Annotated in this window: 15 protein-coding genes and 1 tRNA gene; 9 read left to right on the forward strand and 7 right to left on the reverse strand. The window is 63.4% G+C overall.

Features of this window, described 5'->3' with window-relative positions; genetic code table 11:
* On the reverse strand, positions 1 to 816 hold an 816-nt coding region (locus tag E5W70_RS22725), incomplete at its 3' end, for a glutamate synthase subunit beta (RefSeq protein ID WP_292662671.1).
* A gap of 142 nt (positions 817 to 958) precedes the next feature.
* Entirely contained in the window at positions 959 to 5,689 is a 4,731-nt protein-coding gene (gene gltB, locus E5W70_RS22730) for a glutamate synthase large subunit (RefSeq protein WP_292662674.1), read from the reverse strand.
* A 477-nt stretch (positions 5,690 to 6,166) separates the two neighbouring features.
* Between gltB and E5W70_RS22735 the strand changes: the two genes are divergently transcribed.
* Positions 6,167 to 7,219 carry a low specificity L-threonine aldolase gene (locus E5W70_RS22735; RefSeq protein WP_292662676.1) on the forward strand — a complete coding sequence of 351 codons (1,053 nt, stop codon included), beginning with the start codon at positions 6,167 to 6,169 and terminating at the stop codon, positions 7,217 to 7,219.
* Between the two features lie 93 nt (positions 7,220 to 7,312).
* Here E5W70_RS22735 and E5W70_RS22740 read toward each other — a convergent pair whose 3' ends face one another.
* Entirely contained in the window at positions 7,313 to 7,777 is a 465-nt protein-coding gene (locus E5W70_RS22740; protein WP_292662680.1) for an Hsp20 family protein, read from the reverse strand.
* A 472-nt stretch (positions 7,778 to 8,249) separates the two neighbouring features.
* On the opposite strand from E5W70_RS22740, the gene E5W70_RS22745 reads away from it, so the two are divergent.
* The gene (locus tag E5W70_RS22745; protein WP_292662683.1) at positions 8,250 to 9,224 is read left to right on the forward strand and encodes an alpha/beta hydrolase; all 975 of its coding nucleotides are present in this window, start codon (positions 8,250 to 8,252) and stop codon (positions 9,222 to 9,224) included.
* 138 nt (positions 9,225 to 9,362) lie between these two features.
* Positions 9,363 to 9,821, forward strand: coding sequence for a hypothetical protein (locus E5W70_RS22750; RefSeq protein ID WP_292662686.1), 459 nt, complete (start codon positions 9,363 to 9,365; stop codon positions 9,819 to 9,821).
* A 65-nt stretch (positions 9,822 to 9,886) separates the two neighbouring features.
* Here the strand turns inward: E5W70_RS22750 and hisN are convergent, their stop codons facing one another.
* Both hisN and E5W70_RS22760 read right to left on the reverse strand, forming a co-directional pair.
* Complete coding sequence (hisN, locus tag E5W70_RS22755; RefSeq protein WP_292662689.1) at positions 9,887 to 10,660, reverse strand: histidinol-phosphatase; 774 nt, start codon at positions 10,658 to 10,660, stop codon at positions 9,887 to 9,889.
* 326 nt (positions 10,661 to 10,986) lie between these two features.
* Positions 10,987 to 11,928, reverse strand: a complete 942-nt coding sequence (locus tag E5W70_RS22760) for an N-formylglutamate amidohydrolase (RefSeq protein WP_292662692.1) — start codon at positions 11,926 to 11,928, stop codon at positions 10,987 to 10,989.
* A 153-nt stretch (positions 11,929 to 12,081) separates the two neighbouring features.
* Between E5W70_RS22760 and cpdR the strand changes: the two genes are divergently transcribed.
* The gene (gene cpdR / locus E5W70_RS22765) at positions 12,082 to 12,444 is read left to right on the forward strand and encodes a cell cycle two-component system response regulator CpdR (protein WP_006199474.1); all 363 of its coding nucleotides are present in this window, start codon (positions 12,082 to 12,084) and stop codon (positions 12,442 to 12,444) included.
* 104 nt (positions 12,445 to 12,548) lie between these two features.
* Positions 12,549 to 12,623, forward strand: a tRNA-Val gene (locus E5W70_RS22770).
* 92 nt (positions 12,624 to 12,715) lie between these two features.
* Here the strand turns inward: E5W70_RS22770 and E5W70_RS22775 are convergent.
* Together E5W70_RS22775 and E5W70_RS22780 are read right to left on the reverse strand one after the other, a co-directional pair.
* Positions 12,716 to 13,678, reverse strand: coding sequence for a GDP-L-fucose synthase (locus E5W70_RS22775; RefSeq protein WP_292662695.1), 963 nt, complete (start codon positions 13,676 to 13,678; stop codon positions 12,716 to 12,718).
* A 162-nt stretch (positions 13,679 to 13,840) separates the two neighbouring features.
* A complete protein-coding gene (locus E5W70_RS22780; protein WP_292662698.1) occupies positions 13,841 to 14,995 on the reverse strand; it encodes a dihydrodipicolinate synthase family protein in 1,155 nt (384 codons plus the stop codon).
* A gap of 245 nt (positions 14,996 to 15,240) precedes the next feature.
* Here E5W70_RS22780 and E5W70_RS22785 point away from each other — a divergent pair, with 245 nt between their 5' ends.
* The 4 genes from E5W70_RS22785 to E5W70_RS22800 all read left to right on the forward strand — a co-directional run.
* The gene (locus E5W70_RS22785) at positions 15,241 to 16,296 is read left to right on the forward strand and encodes a LacI family DNA-binding transcriptional regulator (protein ID WP_292662700.1); all 1,056 of its coding nucleotides are present in this window, start codon (positions 15,241 to 15,243) and stop codon (positions 16,294 to 16,296) included.
* Positions 16,293 to 17,309, forward strand: coding sequence for a Gfo/Idh/MocA family oxidoreductase (locus tag E5W70_RS22790; RefSeq protein ID WP_292662703.1), 1,017 nt, complete (start codon positions 16,293 to 16,295; stop codon positions 17,307 to 17,309). The genes E5W70_RS22785 and E5W70_RS22790 overlap by 4 nt, the downstream gene beginning before the upstream one ends.
* Positions 17,306 to 18,907 carry an acyl CoA:acetate/3-ketoacid CoA transferase gene (locus E5W70_RS22795; protein WP_292662705.1) on the forward strand — a complete coding sequence of 534 codons (1,602 nt, stop codon included), beginning with the start codon at positions 17,306 to 17,308 and terminating at the stop codon, positions 18,905 to 18,907. The genes E5W70_RS22790 and E5W70_RS22795 overlap by 4 nt, the downstream gene beginning before the upstream one ends.
* On the forward strand, positions 18,900 to 19,297 hold a 398-nt coding region (locus tag E5W70_RS22800), incomplete at its 3' end, for an enoyl-CoA hydratase/isomerase family protein (RefSeq protein ID WP_292662708.1). The genes E5W70_RS22795 and E5W70_RS22800, both read left to right, overlap by 8 nt.

Below are 19,297 nucleotides of genomic sequence, written 5' to 3' on the forward strand. Positions count from 1 at the left end.
GCCGCCAATACGCTTGTTCTGCTGAACCAGATAGGGCATGGCGTCGTGCACGCCGTCGAGATCGTCGCCCGGGATGTTGGCCGGACGAGGTGTTTCGGAACCGCCGCAATAGAGGACCGCGTCATATTCGGCGAGCAGTTCGGCGACCGGCTTGTCGACGCCGACATTGACGCCACAATGGAAGCTGACACCTTCGCCCTGCATCTGCTCGATGCGCCGATCGATATAATGCTTCTCGATCTTGAAATCGGGGATGCCGTAGCGCATCAGCCCGCCCGGCCGGCTCTCGCGCTCATAGACGTGAACGTCATGGCCGGCGCGACCGAGTTGCTGGGCAGCGGCCATTCCCGCCGGCCCCGAGCCGATGACCGCGACGCGCTTGCCGGTCTTCCGTTCCGGCGGATAGGGCCGGATATGGCCGGTTTCATAAGCCTTGTCGGCAATCGCCTGCTCGATCGTCTTGATGGCGACCGGAATGTCCTCGAGATTCAGCGTGCAGGCTTCCTCGCAAGGTGCCGGACAGATGCGGCCGGTGAATTCCGGAAAATTGTTGGTCGAATGCAGGTTGCGGATCGCGTTATCCCAGTCGCCATTGTAGACGAGGTCGTTCCAGTCCGGGATCTGGTTGTGGATCGGGCAGCCGGTCGGGCCATGGCAATACGGGATGCCGCAATCCATGCAGCGCGCGGCCTGTTTCTCGACCTCCTTGTCCGACATCGGCAGCGTGAACTCGCGGAAATGCCGGATGCGGTCGGAAGCCGGCTGGTACTTGTGCACCTGCCGGTCGATCTCGAGAAACCCTGTTACCTTGCCCATAGTCCAGTCCCTGCTGTCCGGAAGGCACGCCTGGCGACGCACCCGTTAACCTCATAAGGCAGCCGTGGCAACCTTCAGTCCGAGGTCAGGATTGCTGATGAAGATGGTTGCCGGGACGCATGGCCTCCCGGCAATTTCCAGTCTATTCCGCCGCCACGTTCATGCGCATCCGTTCCATCTCGATCAGCGCGCGGCGGTATTCGACCGGCATGATCTTCCGGAATTTCGGCCGGAAAGTCGCCCAATCGTCGAGGATTTCGCGACCTCGTACCGAGCCCGTGTAGTGGACGTGGTTGGAGATCAGCTGGTAGAGCCGCTCCTCGTCGTGGCTGGTCATATCGCCGGATACGTCGACACGGCCCTTATGGTCGAGATCGCCGCCATGGTGGAGCAGCTTTTCCATCAGGTCGTCCTCTTCCGGAACCGGCTCCAGCTCGACCATCGCCATGTTGCAGCGTTCGGCGAAATCACCCGCCTCGTCGAGCACATAGGCGACGCCGCCCGACATGCCGGCGGCGAAGTTGCGGCCGGTCTGGCCGATGACGACGACGATACCGCCGGTCATGTATTCGCAACCATGGTCGCCGACGCCTTCAACGACCGCAGCGACACCCGAATTGCGCACGGCAAAACGCTCGCCGGCAACGCCGCAGAAATAGGCCTCGCCCTCGGTTGCGCCGTAGAGCACGGTATTGCCGACAATAATGGACTCGGCAGCAACGATTTTCGTGTTCTCCGGCGGACGGATGACAATGCGGCCGCCCGACAGGCCCTTGCCGACATAATCGTTGGCAGCGCCCACCAGTTCGAACGAGACGCCACGCGCCAGGAAGGCGCCAAAGGACTGGCCGGCCGTGCCGGTGAGCTTGACCGAGATCGTGTCCTCGCGCAGGCCCTTGTGCTTGAAGCGCTTTGCCACCTCGCCCGACAGCATGGCGCCCGTCGAACGATCGACGTTGCGGATCGGCAGTTCGATGCTGACCGGCTGCCTGGCTTCGAGCGCCGGCTTTGCCAGTTCGATCAGCTTGCGGTCGAGCACGTCGTCGATCGGATGCTTCTGCCGCTCGGTCCAGTGCACCGCCTCGTGCGGCGCATCAGGCTTGTAGAACATCTTGCTGAAGTCGAGCCCGCGCGCCTTCCAGTGCTGGATCAGCTCGCGCTTTTCCAGAAGGTCGGTGTCGCCGATGATCTGGTCGAGATGGGTATGGCCCATCTCGGCAAGCAGCGCCCGCACCTCTTCCGCCACATAGAAGAAGAAGTTGATGACGTGCTCGGGCGTGCCCTTGAAGCGCTTTCGCAGCACCGGGTCTTGTGTCGCAACGCCGACCGGGCAGGTGTTGAGATGGCACTTGCGCATCATGATGCAGCCGGCCGCGATCAACGGCGCGGTCGAGAAGCCGAACTCGTCGGCGCCGAGCAGTGCGCCGATGATGACGTCACGCCCGGTGCGCAGGCCGCCATCGACCTGCAGCGCGACGCGCGACCTGAGGCCGTTGAGCACCAGCGTCTGGTGCGTCTCGGCAAGACCCATTTCCCACGGGCTGCCGGCATGCTTGAGCGAGGTCAGCGGCGAGGCGCCGGTGCCGCCGTCATAGCCTGATATGGTGATGTGGTCGGCACGGGCCTTGGCAACGCCGGCCGCAACTGTGCCGACGCCGACTTCCGAGACCAGCTTGACCGATACGTCGGCCGCCGGATTGACGTTCTTCAGATCGTAGATGAGCTGCGCCAGATCCTCGATCGAATAGATGTCATGATGCGGCGGTGGCGAGATCAGGCCGACGCCCGGCGTCGAATGCCTGACCTTGGCTATGGTCGCATCTACCTTGTGGCCCGGCAGCTGGCCGCCCTCGCCGGGCTTCGCCCCCTGCGCGACCTTGATCTGCATCATGTCGGAATTGACCAGATATTCCGCCGTGACGCCAAAGCGTCCCGAGGCGACCTGCTTGATTGCCGAGCGTTCGGGGTTCTTGCCGCCGCCCGGCAGTGGTAGATAGCGATCGGCCTCTTCGCCGCCCTCGCCGGTGTTCGACTTGCCGCCGATGGCGTTCATGGCGCGCGCCAGCGTCGTGTGCGCTTCCCTCGAGATCGAGCCGAAGGACATCGCCCCGGTCGAGAAGCGCTTGACGATATCGGCCGCCGGCATCACCTCGTCGAGCTTGACCTTCTTGCGCCCGGTCTCTTGCGCCAGCTTGATCTTGAACAGGCCGCGAATGGTCTGCGCCTGCGCCGTCTCGCTGTCGATCTGGGCGGAATAGTCCTTGAACGTCTCCCACGAGCCTTGGCGCACGGCGTGCTGCAAGGTCGCCACTGCGTCGGGCGACCAGATATGAGCCTCGCCGCGCATGCGGAACATGTATTCGCCGCCGACCTCGAGGCTGTTGCGCAGCACCGGGTCGTTGCCGAAGCCGTCGGTGTGGCGGCTGACCGTTTCGGCGGCGATCTCGTCCAGCCCGACGCCTTCGATCAGCGTCGCCGTGCCGGTGAAGTACTTCTGCACGAAGTCCGACTTCAGCCCGATGGCATCGAAGATCTGCGCGCCGCAATAGGACTGGTAGGTCGAGATGCCCATCTTGGACATCACCTTGAGGATGCCCTTGCCGATCGACTTGATGTAGCGGGAGACGACTTCGTAGGCATCAACCTCCGCCGGCAATTCGCCACGCTTGTGCATGTCGAGCAGCGTGTCGAAAGCGAGATAGGGATTGATCGCCTCGGCGCCGTAGCCGGCGAGACAGCAGAAATGGTGCACCTCGCGCGGCTCGCCGGATTCGACGACGAGCCCAACCGAGGTGCGCAATCCCTTGCGGATCAAATGATGATGCACGGCCGCCGTTGCCAGCAGCGCCGGAATGGCGATGCGGTCCGGCCCGAGCTGACGGTCCGACAGGATGATGATGTTGTAGCCGCCGGCGACCGCCGCCTCGGCGCGCTCGCACAGCCGGTCGATCGCGCCCTGCATGCCGGCCGCGCCTTCATTCGAAGCATAAGTGATGTCGATCGTCTTGGTGTCGAAACGGTCTTCGGTGTGACCGACCGAACGCAGCTTCTCCAGATCGCCATTGGTCAGGATCGGCTGGCGCACTTCGAGCCGCTTGCGGCGCGAATTGCCGACAAGATCGAAGATGTTGGGCCGCGGCCCGATGAAGGATACCAGGCTCATCACCAGTTCCTCGCGGATCGGGTCGATCGGCGGATTGGTGACCTGTGCGAAATTCTGTTTGAAATAGGTGTAGAGCAGCTTCGATCTGTCCGACATTGCCGAAATCGGCGTGTCGGTACCCATCGAGCCGACCGCTTCCTGGCCGGTGGTCGCCATCGGCGACATCAACAGCTTGGTGTCCTCCTGGGTGTAGCCGAACGCCTGCTGGCGGTCGAGCAGGCTGACGTCCCTGCGCAGGGCGCGCGGCTCGACCGGGTTCAGATCCTCGAGGATGAGCTGGGTGTTGGCGAGCCAGCTCTTGTAGGGGTGCCTGGTCGCGATCTCCGACTTGATCTCCTCGTCGGAAACGATACGGCCCTTGTCCAGGTCGATCAGCAGCATGCGGCCGGGCTGCAGCCGCCACTTCTTGACGATCCTTTCCTCCGGCACCGGCAGCACGCCGGCTTCCGAAGCCATGATGACGCGGTCGTCGTCGGTGACGATGTAGCGCGCCGGCCGCAGCCCGTTGCGGTCGAGCGTGGCGCCGATCTGGCGGCCGTCGGTGAAGGCAACCGCCGCCGGCCCGTCCCACGGCTCCATCAGCGCTGCGTGATACTCGTAGAAGGCCTTGCGGTCCTGACCCATCAGCTTGTTGCCGGCCCAGGCTTCCGGGATCAGCATCATCATGGCGTGGGCGAGCGAATAGCCGCCCTGCGTCAGGAATTCGAGCGCATTGTCGAAGCAGGCGGTGTCCGACTGCCCTTCGTACGAGATCGGCCACAGCTTCGAGATGTCGTTGCCGAACAGTTCGGAATCGACCGAGGCCTGCCGTGCCGCCATCCAGTTGACGTTGCCGCGCAGCGTGTTGATCTCGCCATTGTGGGCGACCATGCGGTAGGGATGCGCCAGCTTCCACGACGGGAACGTATTGGTCGAGAAGCGCTGGTGGACCAGGATCAGCGCCGTCTCGAAACGCGGGTCGGTGAGGTCCTTGTAGTAAGCGCCGACCTGATAGGCCAGGAACATGCCCTTGTAGACGATGGTCCGCGACGACATCGAGACGACATAGAAGCCGTTGTCGACGCCTTTGGTCTCCTCGTGGATACGGCCGGAAATGACCTTGCGCAGGATGTAGAGCCGTCGCTCGTAATCGTCGTCATTCTCGATCTCGGCGCCGCGGCCCAGGAACACCTGCCGGTGCACCGGCTCGGAAGCGGCGATGTCGGGCGCCTTGGACAGCAACGAATTATCGACCGGCACGTCGCGAAAGCCAAGCAGCGGCTGGCCCTCGAGTTGCGCCACCTCGGCGATGATGCCTTCGATATGCGCCTGCAGCTCCGGGTCGCGCGGCATGAACACGTGGCCGACGGCATAGTGGCCGGGCTTCGGCAATTCGACCCCTTGCTTGGCCATCTCCTCGCGGAAGAAGCGGTCCGGCAGTTGCACCAGCACGCCGGCGCCGTCGCCCATCAGCGGATCGGCGCCGACGGCGCCGCGATGCGTCAGGTTTTCGAGCACGGCAAGGCCGTCCTCGACGATCTGGTGCGACTTCACGCCCTTCATGTTGACGATGAAGCCGACGCCGCAGGCATCATGCTCGTTGCGCGGATCATAGAGGCCGTGCGCGGCATAGCCGGTGCTGGTTCGCCCAATATTGGTCAGGGACGGATTTTTGACGGCTGCCGCTTTCGTCTGCGCGGCCTTCGTCGCAGATGGCGTCATGTCCGTCATCGTCCTGTCCTCCGTTCCGTCCCCTTCGGGCGCTGGTTTCCGTCGGGAAGCGCGTGGCTCCCCTTTCAATCTTGCGGCACGTCTTGCGAAATTCTTGCCGACCGTGCGGCTTTCCGCATCGTTCGCATATGGTATTCGTACAGGCCAGAGCCAGGCTGTCTAGCTGTCGCTCGCGGCAATGGCCGCAGAGGCGCAATCATATGCCAATGCGGCCAGTTTTGTGCGACAAAATAAGACAGCACTACTGTCCTAAATTTTTATGACAGAAATCTTGGATGCACACAAGACCGATTCACAAAATTCTTGGGGCTTTCGCGACAGAAAATTGCGCGGAACGCGGCGACAGCGTAACCTTCAGTCGCTGCATGTACACTCATGCGTTTCGCTGGCTTTAGCGGATTTTCGGTATCTGCCCCTTGCGGCCGGCATGCGAAAGCGGCCAAGCTCGCACCGATTTTCCCCAGCATAGGCAGACGCATGATTTTCGCTTCCGACAATTGGGCAGGCGCCCATTCCCGTATCGCTGCCGGCCTCTCGGCCCATGCCGGCGGCTTCTCCACCGCCTATGGCGATGGCGTCCTCGACAAGACCGTTTACCAGCGCTTCAACGAAATCTTCGAATGCGAAGTCGCGGTGTTTTTCGTCGCCACCGGCACCGCTGCCAATTCGCTGTCGCTGACTACCTATAACAAGCCAGGCGGCATTTCCTTCTGCCATCGCGAATCGCACGTCATCGAGGACGAATGCGGTGCACCGGAATATTTCACCGGCGGTTCGCGGCTTTATACAGTCGAAGGCGCACTCGGCAAGATCGATGCCGGCAATCTGGAACGGGCGGTGGACCGTTTCGCACCCGAAAACGTCCATTCCGGGCGGCCGATGGCGGTTTCGATCACTCAGTCGACCGAGGTCGGCACCGTCTACACGCTGAACGAAATCGCCAGGATTTCGGCGATCGCAAAGCAGTTTGGACTGCCGCTGCACATGGACGGGGCCCGCTTTGCTAATGCGCTCGTCGCGCTGGAAACGACGCCGGCCGAAATGACCTGGAAGCACGGTGTCGACATCCTCTCCTTCGGCGGCACCAAGAATGGCTGTTGGTGCGCCGAGGCGATCGTGCTGTTCGACCTCGAGCGGGCCAAGGAATTGGCCTTTTTGCGCAAGCGCGCGGCCCAGCTGTTCTCGAAATCGCGCTTCATCGCCGCGCAATTCGATGCCTATTTCAGGGGTGGGCTATGGCTCGACACGGCACGGCACGCCAATGCGATGGCGGCACGGCTTGCCGCGGCGATCGAAGATTCCCCTTCGGCCCGGCTGGCCTGGCTGCCGCAGGCGAACGAGGTCTTCGCGGTCATGAAAAAGGCCGAGGCCGAAAGAATGCAAGCGGCAGGCGCGGCCTTCCACGACTGGCACAGGCCGCTCGGCTACGACGGCCATATTGGCGAGGACGAAGCGCTCTATCGCTTCGTCACCAGCTTCGCGACCACGCCCGACGAGGTCGACCGTTTCGGCTACCTGCTCGCCGGATAGCAAGCCTTGCCCACCAGCAAAAAGAGCGGCGCATTGCTGCACCGCCCTTTCTTCCCGGGGAGTTGGCGTCCCGGGAGAGTTTAGCTGCCTGGCTTAGGCGGCAGTCTTGGCCTCGATCTGCTTGGCCTTGGCCGGAGCCGAGGTGATCGCGATCTTGCGCGGCTTCAGCTCTTCGGGGATGTTGCGCTTAAGGTCGACGAAGAGCAGGCCGTTCTTCAGCGCGGCGCCGACAACCTCGACGTGATCGGCAAGCTGGAAGCGGCGCTCGAAGGCTCGGCTGGCGATACCGCGATAGAGCAGTTCGGAGCCTTCGCCATCGCCTTCCTCCTTGCGCTCACCCTTGACGGTCAGCACATTGCGGTGAGCTTCGATCGAAATCTCATCTTCCGAGAAGCCGGCCACAGCCATCGAGATGCGATAGGCATCCTCGCCCGTGCGCTCGATGTTGTAAGGCGGGTACGTCTGGCCTTCCGGCTGCGCAAGCGAATCGAGCATGGTGAACAGCCGGTCAAAACCGACGGTCGAACGGTAGAGCGGGGAAAAATCAACGTGACGCATGGTGTGTTCTCCTGTTGAGCAACAAGGTTGCGTATGGCCGGTGCGAAACCCGTAACGGCGTTCCGGATGGGCCAGCGGCCCCGACATTGGCGGCCGCATGACAAATTTGGGAAGCGGACGCCGGCATTTCAAGATTTTCTCGCGTCCGAACGGGACCGGTCCCGGCCCACGTCCCGATGCCGATGAACGGCAGATGAACCGTGGCTTCGGCGAGCGTTCAGCCAGGCGGCATTAAAACTGTTCTCGAGATCACGAACAGGTCGCCGGAAAAGGCGACACGACGAGGCCGAACCGGGTGTAACGTCCCTTCCTCCCGGTCGACAGAGGCCGGAAGCACGCCCAAGGCTGCTTCCGGCCTTTCTTGTTCGCTGCCTGGGTCGACCTCCCCGACGTCCCGAATTCCTTTGCTTTTGGCGCATGGGCGTTTATGCCTGATTTGCGCCCGTCGGCACCGACACCAACCAAACACCGTATGACCGATCTTTTCCACCAGCCCCCTCTCTTCCACGAAACTCCGGGCAATCCGCTGCCGGAAAACGCGGCCGGCGGCTTCTTCACCACGCGCGACGGCAAGAAGATCCGCTATGGGCTGTTTGCCGCGGTTGCCCGCCCGATGAAGGGCACCGTCGTCGTCCTGACCGGCCGCAACGAGTGCATCGAGAAATATTTCGAGACCATTCGCAACCTTGCCGACCGGGGCTTTGGCGTGGCAACCCTCGACTGGCGCGGCCAGGGCGCTTCCGACCGGATGATCGGCGACCGCCAGCGCGGCTACGTCCAGAGCTTCTTCGACTACACCGGCGATCTGGAGCAGTTCTTCGAGGAGATCGTGCTGCCCGATTGCCGAGGACCCTACTACATACTGGCCCACTCGGCCGGCGCGGTGATTGCGCTGCTCGCCGCGCCCTCGATGGCGAACCGCGTGCGCCGCATGGTGCTGATCGCACCGTTCTTCACCGTGCCGGACCTGCCTGTTTCGGCAAAAACCGTTCGCCGCATCTGTTCGCTGTTCTGCCTTCTCGGCCTTGGCCGGCTCTATGCCGCATGGGGTCCGCGGCCGAAGGAATCGGTGCCCTTCGCCATAAACAAGCTGACCAGCGACCCGGCGCGCTATCGGCGCAACACGCTGATCTACGAAACCTATCCGCAGCTGGCGCTCGGCGGACCGACGATCCGCTGGCTGAAGGCGGCCACCGAGGCGTCCTTGATCGTCAGCGACCCGGATTTCATGGCCAAGATCCAGGTGCCCTTGCTGATGATCGCCGCCGGCGCCGACCAGGTCGTCTCGACCAGGGCAGTCGAGGCCTATGCGAGGCATCTGCGCGTGGGCTCGCTAGTGATGATCGACGGCGCCCGCCATGAGATCCTGCAGGAAGCCGACCTCTATCGCGAGCAACTGCTTGCGGCATTCGATGCCTTCATCCCAGGAACCGGCGACGCTGTTTGACCGCTTCGCCGGCACCCGGCAACAAAGCCCGCGCGGGTCGCTTGCCCGGCACAGCTCGCCCCCTTATTCCCGTTCAGGCATCGAGCGCTAGGTTGCTGCCAAAGAGGTTGGAGGCCATTCGCCGGGAGAAAAACGACCATGAACGCATCGAACACGCTGTCACGTCAGGGGCATCGGCTACTGCAGATTGGCGTCGCGCTGCTGCTGTTTTCGTCATTCGAAGGGTTCGCAATACCGTACCTCGCCGCACCGCGGCTCGGACTGTCCGCGCACACGCTCAGCGCCCTGGAGGGCGCTCTCTTGCTGGCGCTAGGCCTCACATGGTCTAGGCTCAATCTCGGCGCGGCGATGTCGCGGATTGCGTTCTGGCTGCTGATCTATTCGGCTTTGGCGATCCTGGCCGCCTACGTGATCGCCAGCGCCTGGGGGGCCGGCAACGAGACAATGCCGTTGGCGGCCGGAGCCTTCCACGGAAGCGCCTTTCAGGAAGCCGTGATCAAAGGCGTGGCGTATTCGTCCGCGCCGACCGGCCTCATCTCTTTCGTGCTCATTTTGTGGGGCCTGCGTCTCTCGGAGGCTTGGCGTGCCGACAGCTAATTTAGAACCGTACCGCGGTTTCCGTCGGATTTGCGCAAAAACAGACGCTTGGGTGCACCGGATGCTCAGCCGCGCAGCGCCGCCATCGCCGCTGCGTGCAGCTCCGGTGTCGCCGCCGCCAGGATGTCGCCGCCCTTTTCCGCCGGTCCGCCCTCGAAACTGGTGACGACGCCGCCCGCCTTCTCGATGATCGGAATCAGCGCCACGATGTCGTAGGGCTTCAATCCAGGATCGGCGACGATATCGACGCTGCCCGCCGCCACCATGGCGAAGGCATAGCAGTCGGTGCCGTAGCGGGCGAGCTGGACCTGTTGCTCGAACAGGTCGTAGCGCAGGCGGGCGTCTCCCTTGAACAGCGCCGGCGTGGTGGTGAACAGCGTCGCTTCGGCGAGATTTGTGGTCTTGCGCGTCGTGAGTTTTCGCGGGCCACCCGGACCTTCATAATGCGAGCCGGAAGCATTGGCGTAGAACAGTTCGCCGGTGAAGGGCTGCGACATCATGCCGGCGACGGCATCGCCGTCGACCGTCAGCCCGACCAGTGTTCCCCATACCGGCAGGCCGGAAATGAAGGCGCGCGTTCCATCGATCGGATCGATCACCCAGACATGCCGGCTGGAGATGTTTTCGCTGCCGTGCTCCTCGCCGAGAATGCCGTGATCGGGGTATTGCGCTGATATCACCGCCCGGATGGCGCGCTCGGCCTCACGGTCGGCCTCGGTGACCGGGTCGAAGCTGCCGCGCTCCTTGTTGGTGACCGCGCCCTGGTTGCGGAAGCGCGGCAAGGTCTCGGCTGCGGCGGCACGCGCAATGCGCCGCATGAACTCGATGCTGATGTCCAACTGATTCTCCCGCTTCAGCATGTTTGAGATGCCGCTTTGCCTACGGATTTATGCCGAAACAAGGGCGTTCGGAGCCTTTCGCACGGTGCCAACTGTTGCTCGAATGCAACGCCGCCGTCATGGAAATGCAGTTTCCACTTCACAGTGAATTAAAAAGCCGGAACGCGCCTTGACATTTGTGCAGCGCACAATACGTTTGTTCTCGGACAGGGGTTCCTGTCCATGCCCTCCTTGGGCGTTTCCTCCCTAGACTTCGACCGTGTCGTGCAAACGATGCGGTCTTTTTTTACGCTGCCGCATGAGCGGCGAGTACCGCGATTCCGGCGCTATTCGGCGGCCAGCGGCAGATCCATGAAATTGTGATCGGGCATCGCCATCAGTTCGGCCGAAAACCGCGCCAGATCGCCGGCCAGGGCGTCGAAATCTGCCGATCTCTGGAACGTCCGCTCATTCATGTAGAGCCCGCGATTGACCTCGATCTGCAGCGCATGCAGATGGCGCACGGGGCGGCCATAATGCTCGGTAATGAAGCCTCCGGCATACGGCTTGTTGTGGGCGACGCTGTAGCCCATGCCGGTGAGCAGGCCGATCGCCGTCTCGGTCAACGCCGCCGCGGCGGAAATGCCGAACCGATCGCCGACGATGAAATCCGGACGCAATCCGCTGTCGCCGACCCTTATGCTTGCCGGCATCGAGTGGCAGTCAATCAGCACGGCGTAGCCGAAACGCGCATGGGTTCCGGTCAACAGCCGTTTCAGCGTCTCGTGATAGGGTTTGTAGACCGCTTCGATGCGCGCCACGGCTTCCGCCAGTGGCAAGCGGCCGGAATAGATGTCGAGCCCCTCGCCGACCAGCTTGGGCACGGTGCCGAGCCCGCCGGCCACCCGCGCCGAGCGGATGTTGCAGAAGGACGGCACCGGTTCGGCGAACATGCGCGGGTCGAGTTCCCACGGCTCCCGGTTGACGTCGAGATAGGCGCGCGGGAAGTTTGCCGCCAGCATCGGCGCCCCGAGCGCGACGGCACCGCCGAACAATTCCTCGACATAGCAGTCCTCGGAGCGGCGGATGGCGTTGCGGTCCAGTTTGGCCATCGCCATGAACCGGTCCGGATAGTAGCGGCCGCTATGCGGCGAGTTGAAGAGGAAGGGAACGCGCTGTTCGGCGCCCGATCGGATTTCGAAAGGTGGAACGACCGAAAAATCCTCGGCTGCCGTTTTCAATTTGAACGAACCCGGAAATACCAATGCATCATGATAGGAAGGTGCCACCTCGCCGCCCGCATGTCCAGCCGCCGAAGTGCCAGTCAAATCAGGATTGTGCGCCCAACGTTCACTTGATGTTTACCGTCACCTCCTCATATACAGCATGGTTAACGGGCTTGCCGCACGGCATTGTCGGTTGGGTGATTCGGACGGGACAAGATGGCACGCATTCTGCTGGCGGAAGACGACGACGACATGCGCCGGTTCCTCGTCAAGGCGCTGGAGCGCGCCGGTTATCAGGTCAGCGATTTCGACAATGGCGCCAGTGCCTATGAGCGGCTGCGCGAGGAACCTTTTTCGCTGCTTTTGACCGACATCGTCATGCCCGAGATGGATGGCATCGAGCTCGCCCGCCGCGCCACCGAGATCGATCCCGACCTCAAGGTGATGTTCATCACCGGCTTCGCCGCCGTCGCGCTGAACCCTGATTCCAAGGCGCCGAAAGACGCCAAGGTTCTATCGAAGCCGTTCCACCTGCGCGACCTCGTCAACGAGGTCGAAAAGATGCTGCAGGCCGCCTGACGCGTTTTTTCTCGCGCCTTGACCGGCCCGGCAAGCCAGCCATTCTTTCCCTTTTCCCGCTATTGACGTGCCGAACCAAAAATGGTGTATGCGCGGCTTCGGATGGGCGTGTAGCTCAGCGGGAGAGCACTGCATTGACATTGCAGGGGTCACAGGTTCAATCCCTGTCACGCCCACCATCCAGATGATCCCTCAATTGGCCGTCGGTGTTTTCATCGGCTGGCGTTCTCGCCCTCATCCAGTCCTGATCCCGAGCTCGCCAATACCGGCCTCAGGCCGCGCCGAGGCGCAGATCACCGGTCTCGACGTGCTCCAAAAACCAGGCATAGGTCTGTTCCAATCCGCTGCGCAGCGAATAGCGTGGGCGCCAGCCGGTGGCGAACAGACGCGACACGTCCATCAGCTTGCGCGGCGTGCCGTCCGGCTTCGTCGCATCGAATGTGATCGCGGCATCGGCGCCGGCGACCGACACGATGGTGCGGGCAAGATCGGCAATGGTGATGTCTTCCCCAGAGCCGACATTGATGTGACTGTCGCCGGCATAATTCTTCAATAGCCAGACCAGGGCGTCGGCGGCGTCGTCGACATGCAGGAATTCGCGCATCGGCGTGCCCGATCCCCACACCTCCAGGCTCTTGCGGCCGGCGCGCCTGGCCTCGTGCGCCTTGCGCATCAGAGCCGGCACGACATGGCTTGAATTGAGGTCGAAATTGTCGCCCGGACCGTAGAGATTGGTCGGCATCGCCGAGATGTAGTCGACACCGTATTGGCGCCGATAGGCCTGACACAGTTTCAGCCCGGCGATCTTGGCGATTGCATACCATTCGTTGGTGGGTTCGAGCGGCCCGGTCAGCAAGGCGTCCTCGGAGATCGGCTGCGCCGCGAATTTGGGATAGATGCAGGATGAACCGAGAAACAGCAGCTTCTGCACCTCGTTGCGGAAGGCGCTGTCGATGACATTGTTCTGCATGACGAGGTTGTCCTGCAGAAAATCGACCGGAAGCCTGTTGTTGGCCAGGATACCGCCGACCTTGGCCGCCGCCATGACCACCGCATTCGGCTTGCGGTCGGCCATCCAGCGCCGCACGCCGGCCTGGTCGAGAAGATCGAGCTCGGCGCGCGAGGCGGTCAGGACCTCGCAATCCTCGTCGGCCAATCGGCGCAGGATGGCCGAGCCGACCATGCCGCGATGTCCGGCCACGAAAACGCGCTTGCCCTGAAGGTCGAAGGTCATCAGCTTACCCCAATGCAGAACGGCAGCTTGCCAGTTGGCCGGCGGAGCGCCGGATCGGCTTCTCTGTTGCTGGAGGCATACCGCATACAGATTTGCCCAGACAAGGCAAATCGCAAAGCCACCCGGACCAAGCTTTGGACCGGACGCTGTAGCGTCTTGCGATCAAACGCCCGCTACGGCGCCGAGGCTTGTCATTCTGGCAATCGCGAGCTCCGGGTCGGCCAGCAACCCTGCCTGGTCGGCAAGGCGAAAGACATCGGCGTAGTGACGGATGCCGCGCGCCGACTGCATGCCGCCGACCATAGAAAAATGCTCCTGGTGGCCGTTCAGCCATGCCATGAAGACGACGCCGGCCTTGTAGTATTCGGTCGGCGCCTCGAAGATCTTGCGCGACAGCGGCACTGTCGGCGCCATCAGCGCGTCATAGCCGGCGCGGTCGCCGTCGGCCAGCTTTGCCAGCGCCGCATTGGCGACCGGCGCGATGGCATCGAAAATGCCGAGCAGCGCGTGCGAATGTCTGTCGCCGTCGCCGGCGATCAGTTCGGGGTAGTTGAAGTCGTCGCCGGTGAACATCACCACGCCGTCGGGCAGCCGGTCCCTGAGCGCGATCTCCTTGCCGGCGTCGAGCAGCGATATTTTTATGCCTTCGACCTTGCCGGCATGGCGTTCGATGATCGCGATCACCGTCTCGAGCGCGGTTTCGAAATCGCTGCTGCCCCAGTAGCCTTTCAGCGCCGGGTCGAACATGTCACCCAGCCAGTGCAGGATGACCTTGCTGGAGGACTGGGACAGGATGCGATCGTAGACGCAGATATAATCGTCGGGGCCTTTGGCGATCGCCGCCAGCGCCCGGCTGGCCATCATGATCGACTTGCCGCCAAGCCCTTCGATGAAGCCGAGCTGCTCTTCATAGGCCGCGATGACATCGTCGAGCGTGCTGGCGGCCCCCGGCGCCAGATGGTCGGTGCCGGCGCCTGACGCGAGATCGGCGCCCTCGACGCTGCGCGCCTCGATAATGGAGCGGCGGATCAATTCCCTGGCATTTGCCCAGTCGAAACCCATGCCGCGCTGAGAGGTGTCCATGGCTTCGGCGACACGGAAGCCGAGCCGCCAGAGGTGATGGCGAAACGCGATCGTCCTGTCCCAGTCGACGGCGGGCGTCGACCAGGGATCGGTCATGGCGAAGGGATCGGCGACGACATGGGCGGCGGCGTAGGCGATGCGCGAGAACCGCGCGCCGGCCACAGGCTGCACCGGCTGGCCGACAAGCCGGTAGCGGACACGGCCGCCGCCTTCCCCGGGCAAGGTAATGTCCATGGCTCTCTCCCTTCCCAGCGCCTATTAAATGGAACGTTCCAATAAATCAAGATATTTTGTCCCCTGCCCCGCGCAGCTCAAAATTGCTGCATCGCAGCAGGGGAAAGCCCTACTTGTCGGAGGATTACGCCCCATGAGTCGCATTTTTCCCGGGTTCGCAAAAACGCGATTGACTCAAATGCGCCGCAGGGATTAGATCGTTCCAATAAAAATCGCATAAGAAACCACCGGGAGGACAGATCTGGATGGCCAGCCGGGCTAAGGCAACGATACTCGACATCGCCCGTCAGGCGGGCGTGTCCAAATCGACGGTATCGCTGGTGCTGCAAGGCAGCGGGCTGATCCGGCCCGAAACCGCGCTGAAGGTGCGCAAGGCGATCGAGGACGTCGGCTATGTCTACAACCGCGGTGCCGCCAATCTGCGCAAGGCCCATTCCAACGTCATCGGCATGGTCATCAACGATCTCACCAATCCGTTTTTCGCCGAACTGGCGGTCGGCATGGAGCGCGTCTTCCAGTCGGCCGGCGTCGTGCCTTTCATCGCCAATACGGCTGAAAACCCGGTGCGCCAGGAAGAGGTGCTGAAATCGCTGATGGAGCAGGGTGTCGCCGGGCTCGTCGTGTCGCCGGCGCGCGGTACCACGCCTGGCGCGTTCCGCCGCGTTGAGGCCGCAGGCGTTCCGGTCGTCTTCGTCATGCGCCGGCTTCCCGAAAGCCGTATCCCGGTGATCACGCCCGACAATCATCGCGGCGCCTATCTCGCCACCGCCCATCTGATCGGCAAGGGCCATCGCCGATTGGCCTTCTTCGGCGGCTCGTCCGACCTTGTCGTCTATCACGAGCGGCTGGGCGGCTTTCGCGAGGCCTGTGAAGCGCTCGGCATCGCACCGGCCGACAGGCTGGTCTTCGAGGGCGAAACCAGCCGCAAGGGCGGCATTGCCTGCCTGGAAACCGCGCTCGCCATGGCCGCGCCGCCGACTGCAGCCCTTTGCTTCAACGATGCGGTCGCCTTCGGCGTCTTGCTGGCGCTGCGCAAGCGCGGCCTGGAACCCGGCGCGGACTTTGCCGTCGTCGGCTTCGACGACGTGGCCGAGGCCGAGCACTATATGCCGGCGCTGACCAGCGTGTCGGTGAACACCGCCGGCCTCGGCGAGCGCGCCGCCCATGTCGTGCTGAAGATGATCCAATCGCGCACCACGCGCGCCGAGGATCATATCGGCGCCGTCAACCTCGTGGTCAGGGAAAGCTGCGGCCCCGATCGCAAGGAGCATGGCTGCGCAGGAATGGGAGACGCGGCATGACCGTCAGTTGGGGGCTGATCGGCGCCAGTACGATCGCAAGACAGTTCATGATCGGCGCCATCCGCGCGCAGCCGGACGGCGAGATCGCCGCGGTGATGAGCTCCAGCCCGGAGCGGGCCACTGCCTATGCTCGGGAAAACCGCATTCCGGCGGCGGTCGCGACGCTTGATGAATTGCTCGGCTCCGATATCGACGCCGTCTACATCTCGACCACCAACGAATTGCATCTCGAACAGGCACTCGCCGCCATCGAGGCGGGAAAGCATGTGCTTTGCGAAAAACCGCTGGCGCTGACCAGCGCCGACGCGCGCAAGATGGTCGCGGCGGCCAGGGCCGCCGGCGTCGTGCTCGGCACCAATCACCATCTGCGCAATGCCGGTTCGCATCGGGCGATGCGCGAAGCGATCGCTGCCGGCCGCATCGGCAGGCCGATCGCCGCGCGCGTCTTCCACTCTGTCTATCTGCCGGAAAACCTGCAGGGCTGGCGCGTCACCAGGCCGGACGCCGGCGGCGGCGTGGTGCTCGACATCACCGTCCACGATGCCGATACGCTGCGCTTCGTGCTCGGCGACGATCCAGTCGAGATCTCGGCCTTCACGCAATCGGCCGGGATGGCCGCCGGCGGACTGGAAGACGGCGCCATGTGCCTCTGGCGCTTCAGATCGGGCGTGATCGCCCAGTCGCATGAGGGCTTCACGACAAAATTCGCCGGCACCGGCTTCGAGGTGCATGGCAGCGAAGGCTCGCTGATCGCCAGGGACGTGATGACGCAGAAGCCGGTCGGCTCGGTGTTGCTTCGCACGGCACAGGGTGAGGAGGAATTGAGCTTCGATCGCGAAGACCTCTATCCCCGTTCGCTGCGCCAATTCCACGCGGCGATCCGTGGCGAGGGCCAGCCTTCCGCCACCGGCGAGGACGGCGTCTGGTCACTGACCGCAGCCGAGGCGGCATTGCAATCGGCCAAGTCCGGCAAGGCCGTTGCCATCGACCCGAAGCTCGGGAGGGCAGCGTGAGCAAGCTCGTCTCCGCGACTGAGGCTGCCGGCCTGATCAGGGATGGCATGGTCGTTTCCGTGTCGTCGTCGAGCGGCCTCGGCTGCCCGGATGCGGTGCTTGCCGCCATCGGCGAGCGCTTCGACGCCGAGGGCCATCCCAAGGACATCACGACGCTGCACCCGATCGCCGCCGGTGACATGTACGGCATCAAGGGCATCGATCACTTAGCCAAGCCCGGCCTGTTGAAGCGCACTTTGTGCGGCTCCTATCCATCCGGGCCGTCATCTTCCGAACCGCCGCAGATATGGAAGATGATTGGCGACAATTCGGTCGCCGCCTACAACGTGCCGTCCGGCATCCTGTTCGACATGCATCGCGAGGCCGCCGCCAAACGCCCCGGCGTGCTGACCAAGGTCGGGCTCGACACTTTCGCCGACCCGCGCCATCAGGGTTGCGCGATGAACGCGGCCGCCAGCGAGCCGATCGTTTCGGTGCAGCAGTTCGACGGCGAGGAGTGGCTCTATTTTCGCTCGATCGTGCCGCAGGTCGCGATCATCCGCGCCACCACCGCCGACGAGCGCGGCAACCTCACCTATGAGCATGAAGGCGCCTATCTCGGCGGCCTCGAACAGGCGTTGGCCGCCCGCAACAATGGCGGCATCGTCATCGCGCAGGTCAAGCGCGTCGTCGAGAACGGCACGCTGAAGCCGCACGATGTGCGTGTGCCTGGCGTGCTGGTCGATCATATCGTCGTGGCGCCCGACCAGTTGCAGACGACGCTGACGCCCTACGATGCGGCCATCTCCGGCGAGATCTTCCGGCCGCTGTCGAGCTTCCGCAACGCCGAGATGAACGTGCAGAAGGTCATTGCCCGCCGCGTCGCCATGGAGCTTGCCGACGGCATGGCGGTCAATATCGGCTTCGGCATCTCGGCCAATGTGCCGCGCATCCTGCTCGAGGAAGGCCAGCACGGCAAGGTCACCTGGGTCATCGAACAGGGCGCGGTCGGCGGCGTGCCGCTGCTTGATTTCAAGTTCGGCTGCTCGTCGAACGCCGACGCCTTCATGCCCTCGCCGCACCAGTTCATCTATTTCCAGGCTGGCGGCTTCGACGCCTCGCTGCTGTCCTTCCTGCAGATCGACCGCCATGGCTCTGTCAACGTGTCGAAGCTTTCGGCGCGGCCGCATGTCACTGCCGGCGCCGGCGGCTTCGTCGACATCACCGCGCGGGCGAAGAAGATCGTCTTTTCGGGTTTCTTCAACGCCGGCGCCAAGCTGTCGCTTGCTGACGGCGGCATCCGCATCGACCAGGAGGGCAAGGTCAAGAAAGTCGTCGGCGAGGTCGAGCATATCTCCTTCTCGGGCAAGCGAGCCGTCGCGCAAGGGCAGGACATCACCTATGTCACCGAGCGCTGCGTGATGAAGCTGATGCCGGCAGGGCTGATGGTGACCGAACTGGCGCCGGGCATCGACCTCGAGCGCGATGTGCTGGCCCAGGCCGAGGTCCCGCTTGCCGTCGCCAACGACCTGAAAATCACGCCGGACGCGCTCTACCACGACCGACCGATCGGCCTGTCGCTCAATGGCGGCGCGTCGCTTGGAGGCGCACATGGCTGAGCGTCTGGTCACCTTTGAAACCGACGGCGCCATCGGCATTGTCACGTTGCGCCGGCCGGAGAAATTCAACGCCCTCGACATTCCGATGCTGCGGGCGCTGGAAGCAGCACTCGACGACGCCGAGGCGGCGGACGGCGTCCGCGTCGTGCTGATCTGCGGCGAAGGCAAGGGCTTTTGCGCCGGCGGCGATGTCGAAGCATGGGCAGAAATGAGCGCTGCCGATTTCCAGGTGCACTGGGTGCGCTACGGGCATCGCGTCTTCGACCGGCTGGCGCGACTGCGGCAGCCGACGATCGCCGTGCTTGCCGGCCATGCGCTGGGTGGTGGGCTGGAACTGGCGGCGGCTTGCGACCTCCGCGTCGCAGAAACACAGGTGAAGCTGGGTTTCCC

Source organism: Mesorhizobium sp., assembly GCF_005063415.1.
In the GTDB taxonomy this organism is placed as follows: domain Bacteria; phylum Pseudomonadota; class Alphaproteobacteria; order Rhizobiales; family Rhizobiaceae; genus Mesorhizobium.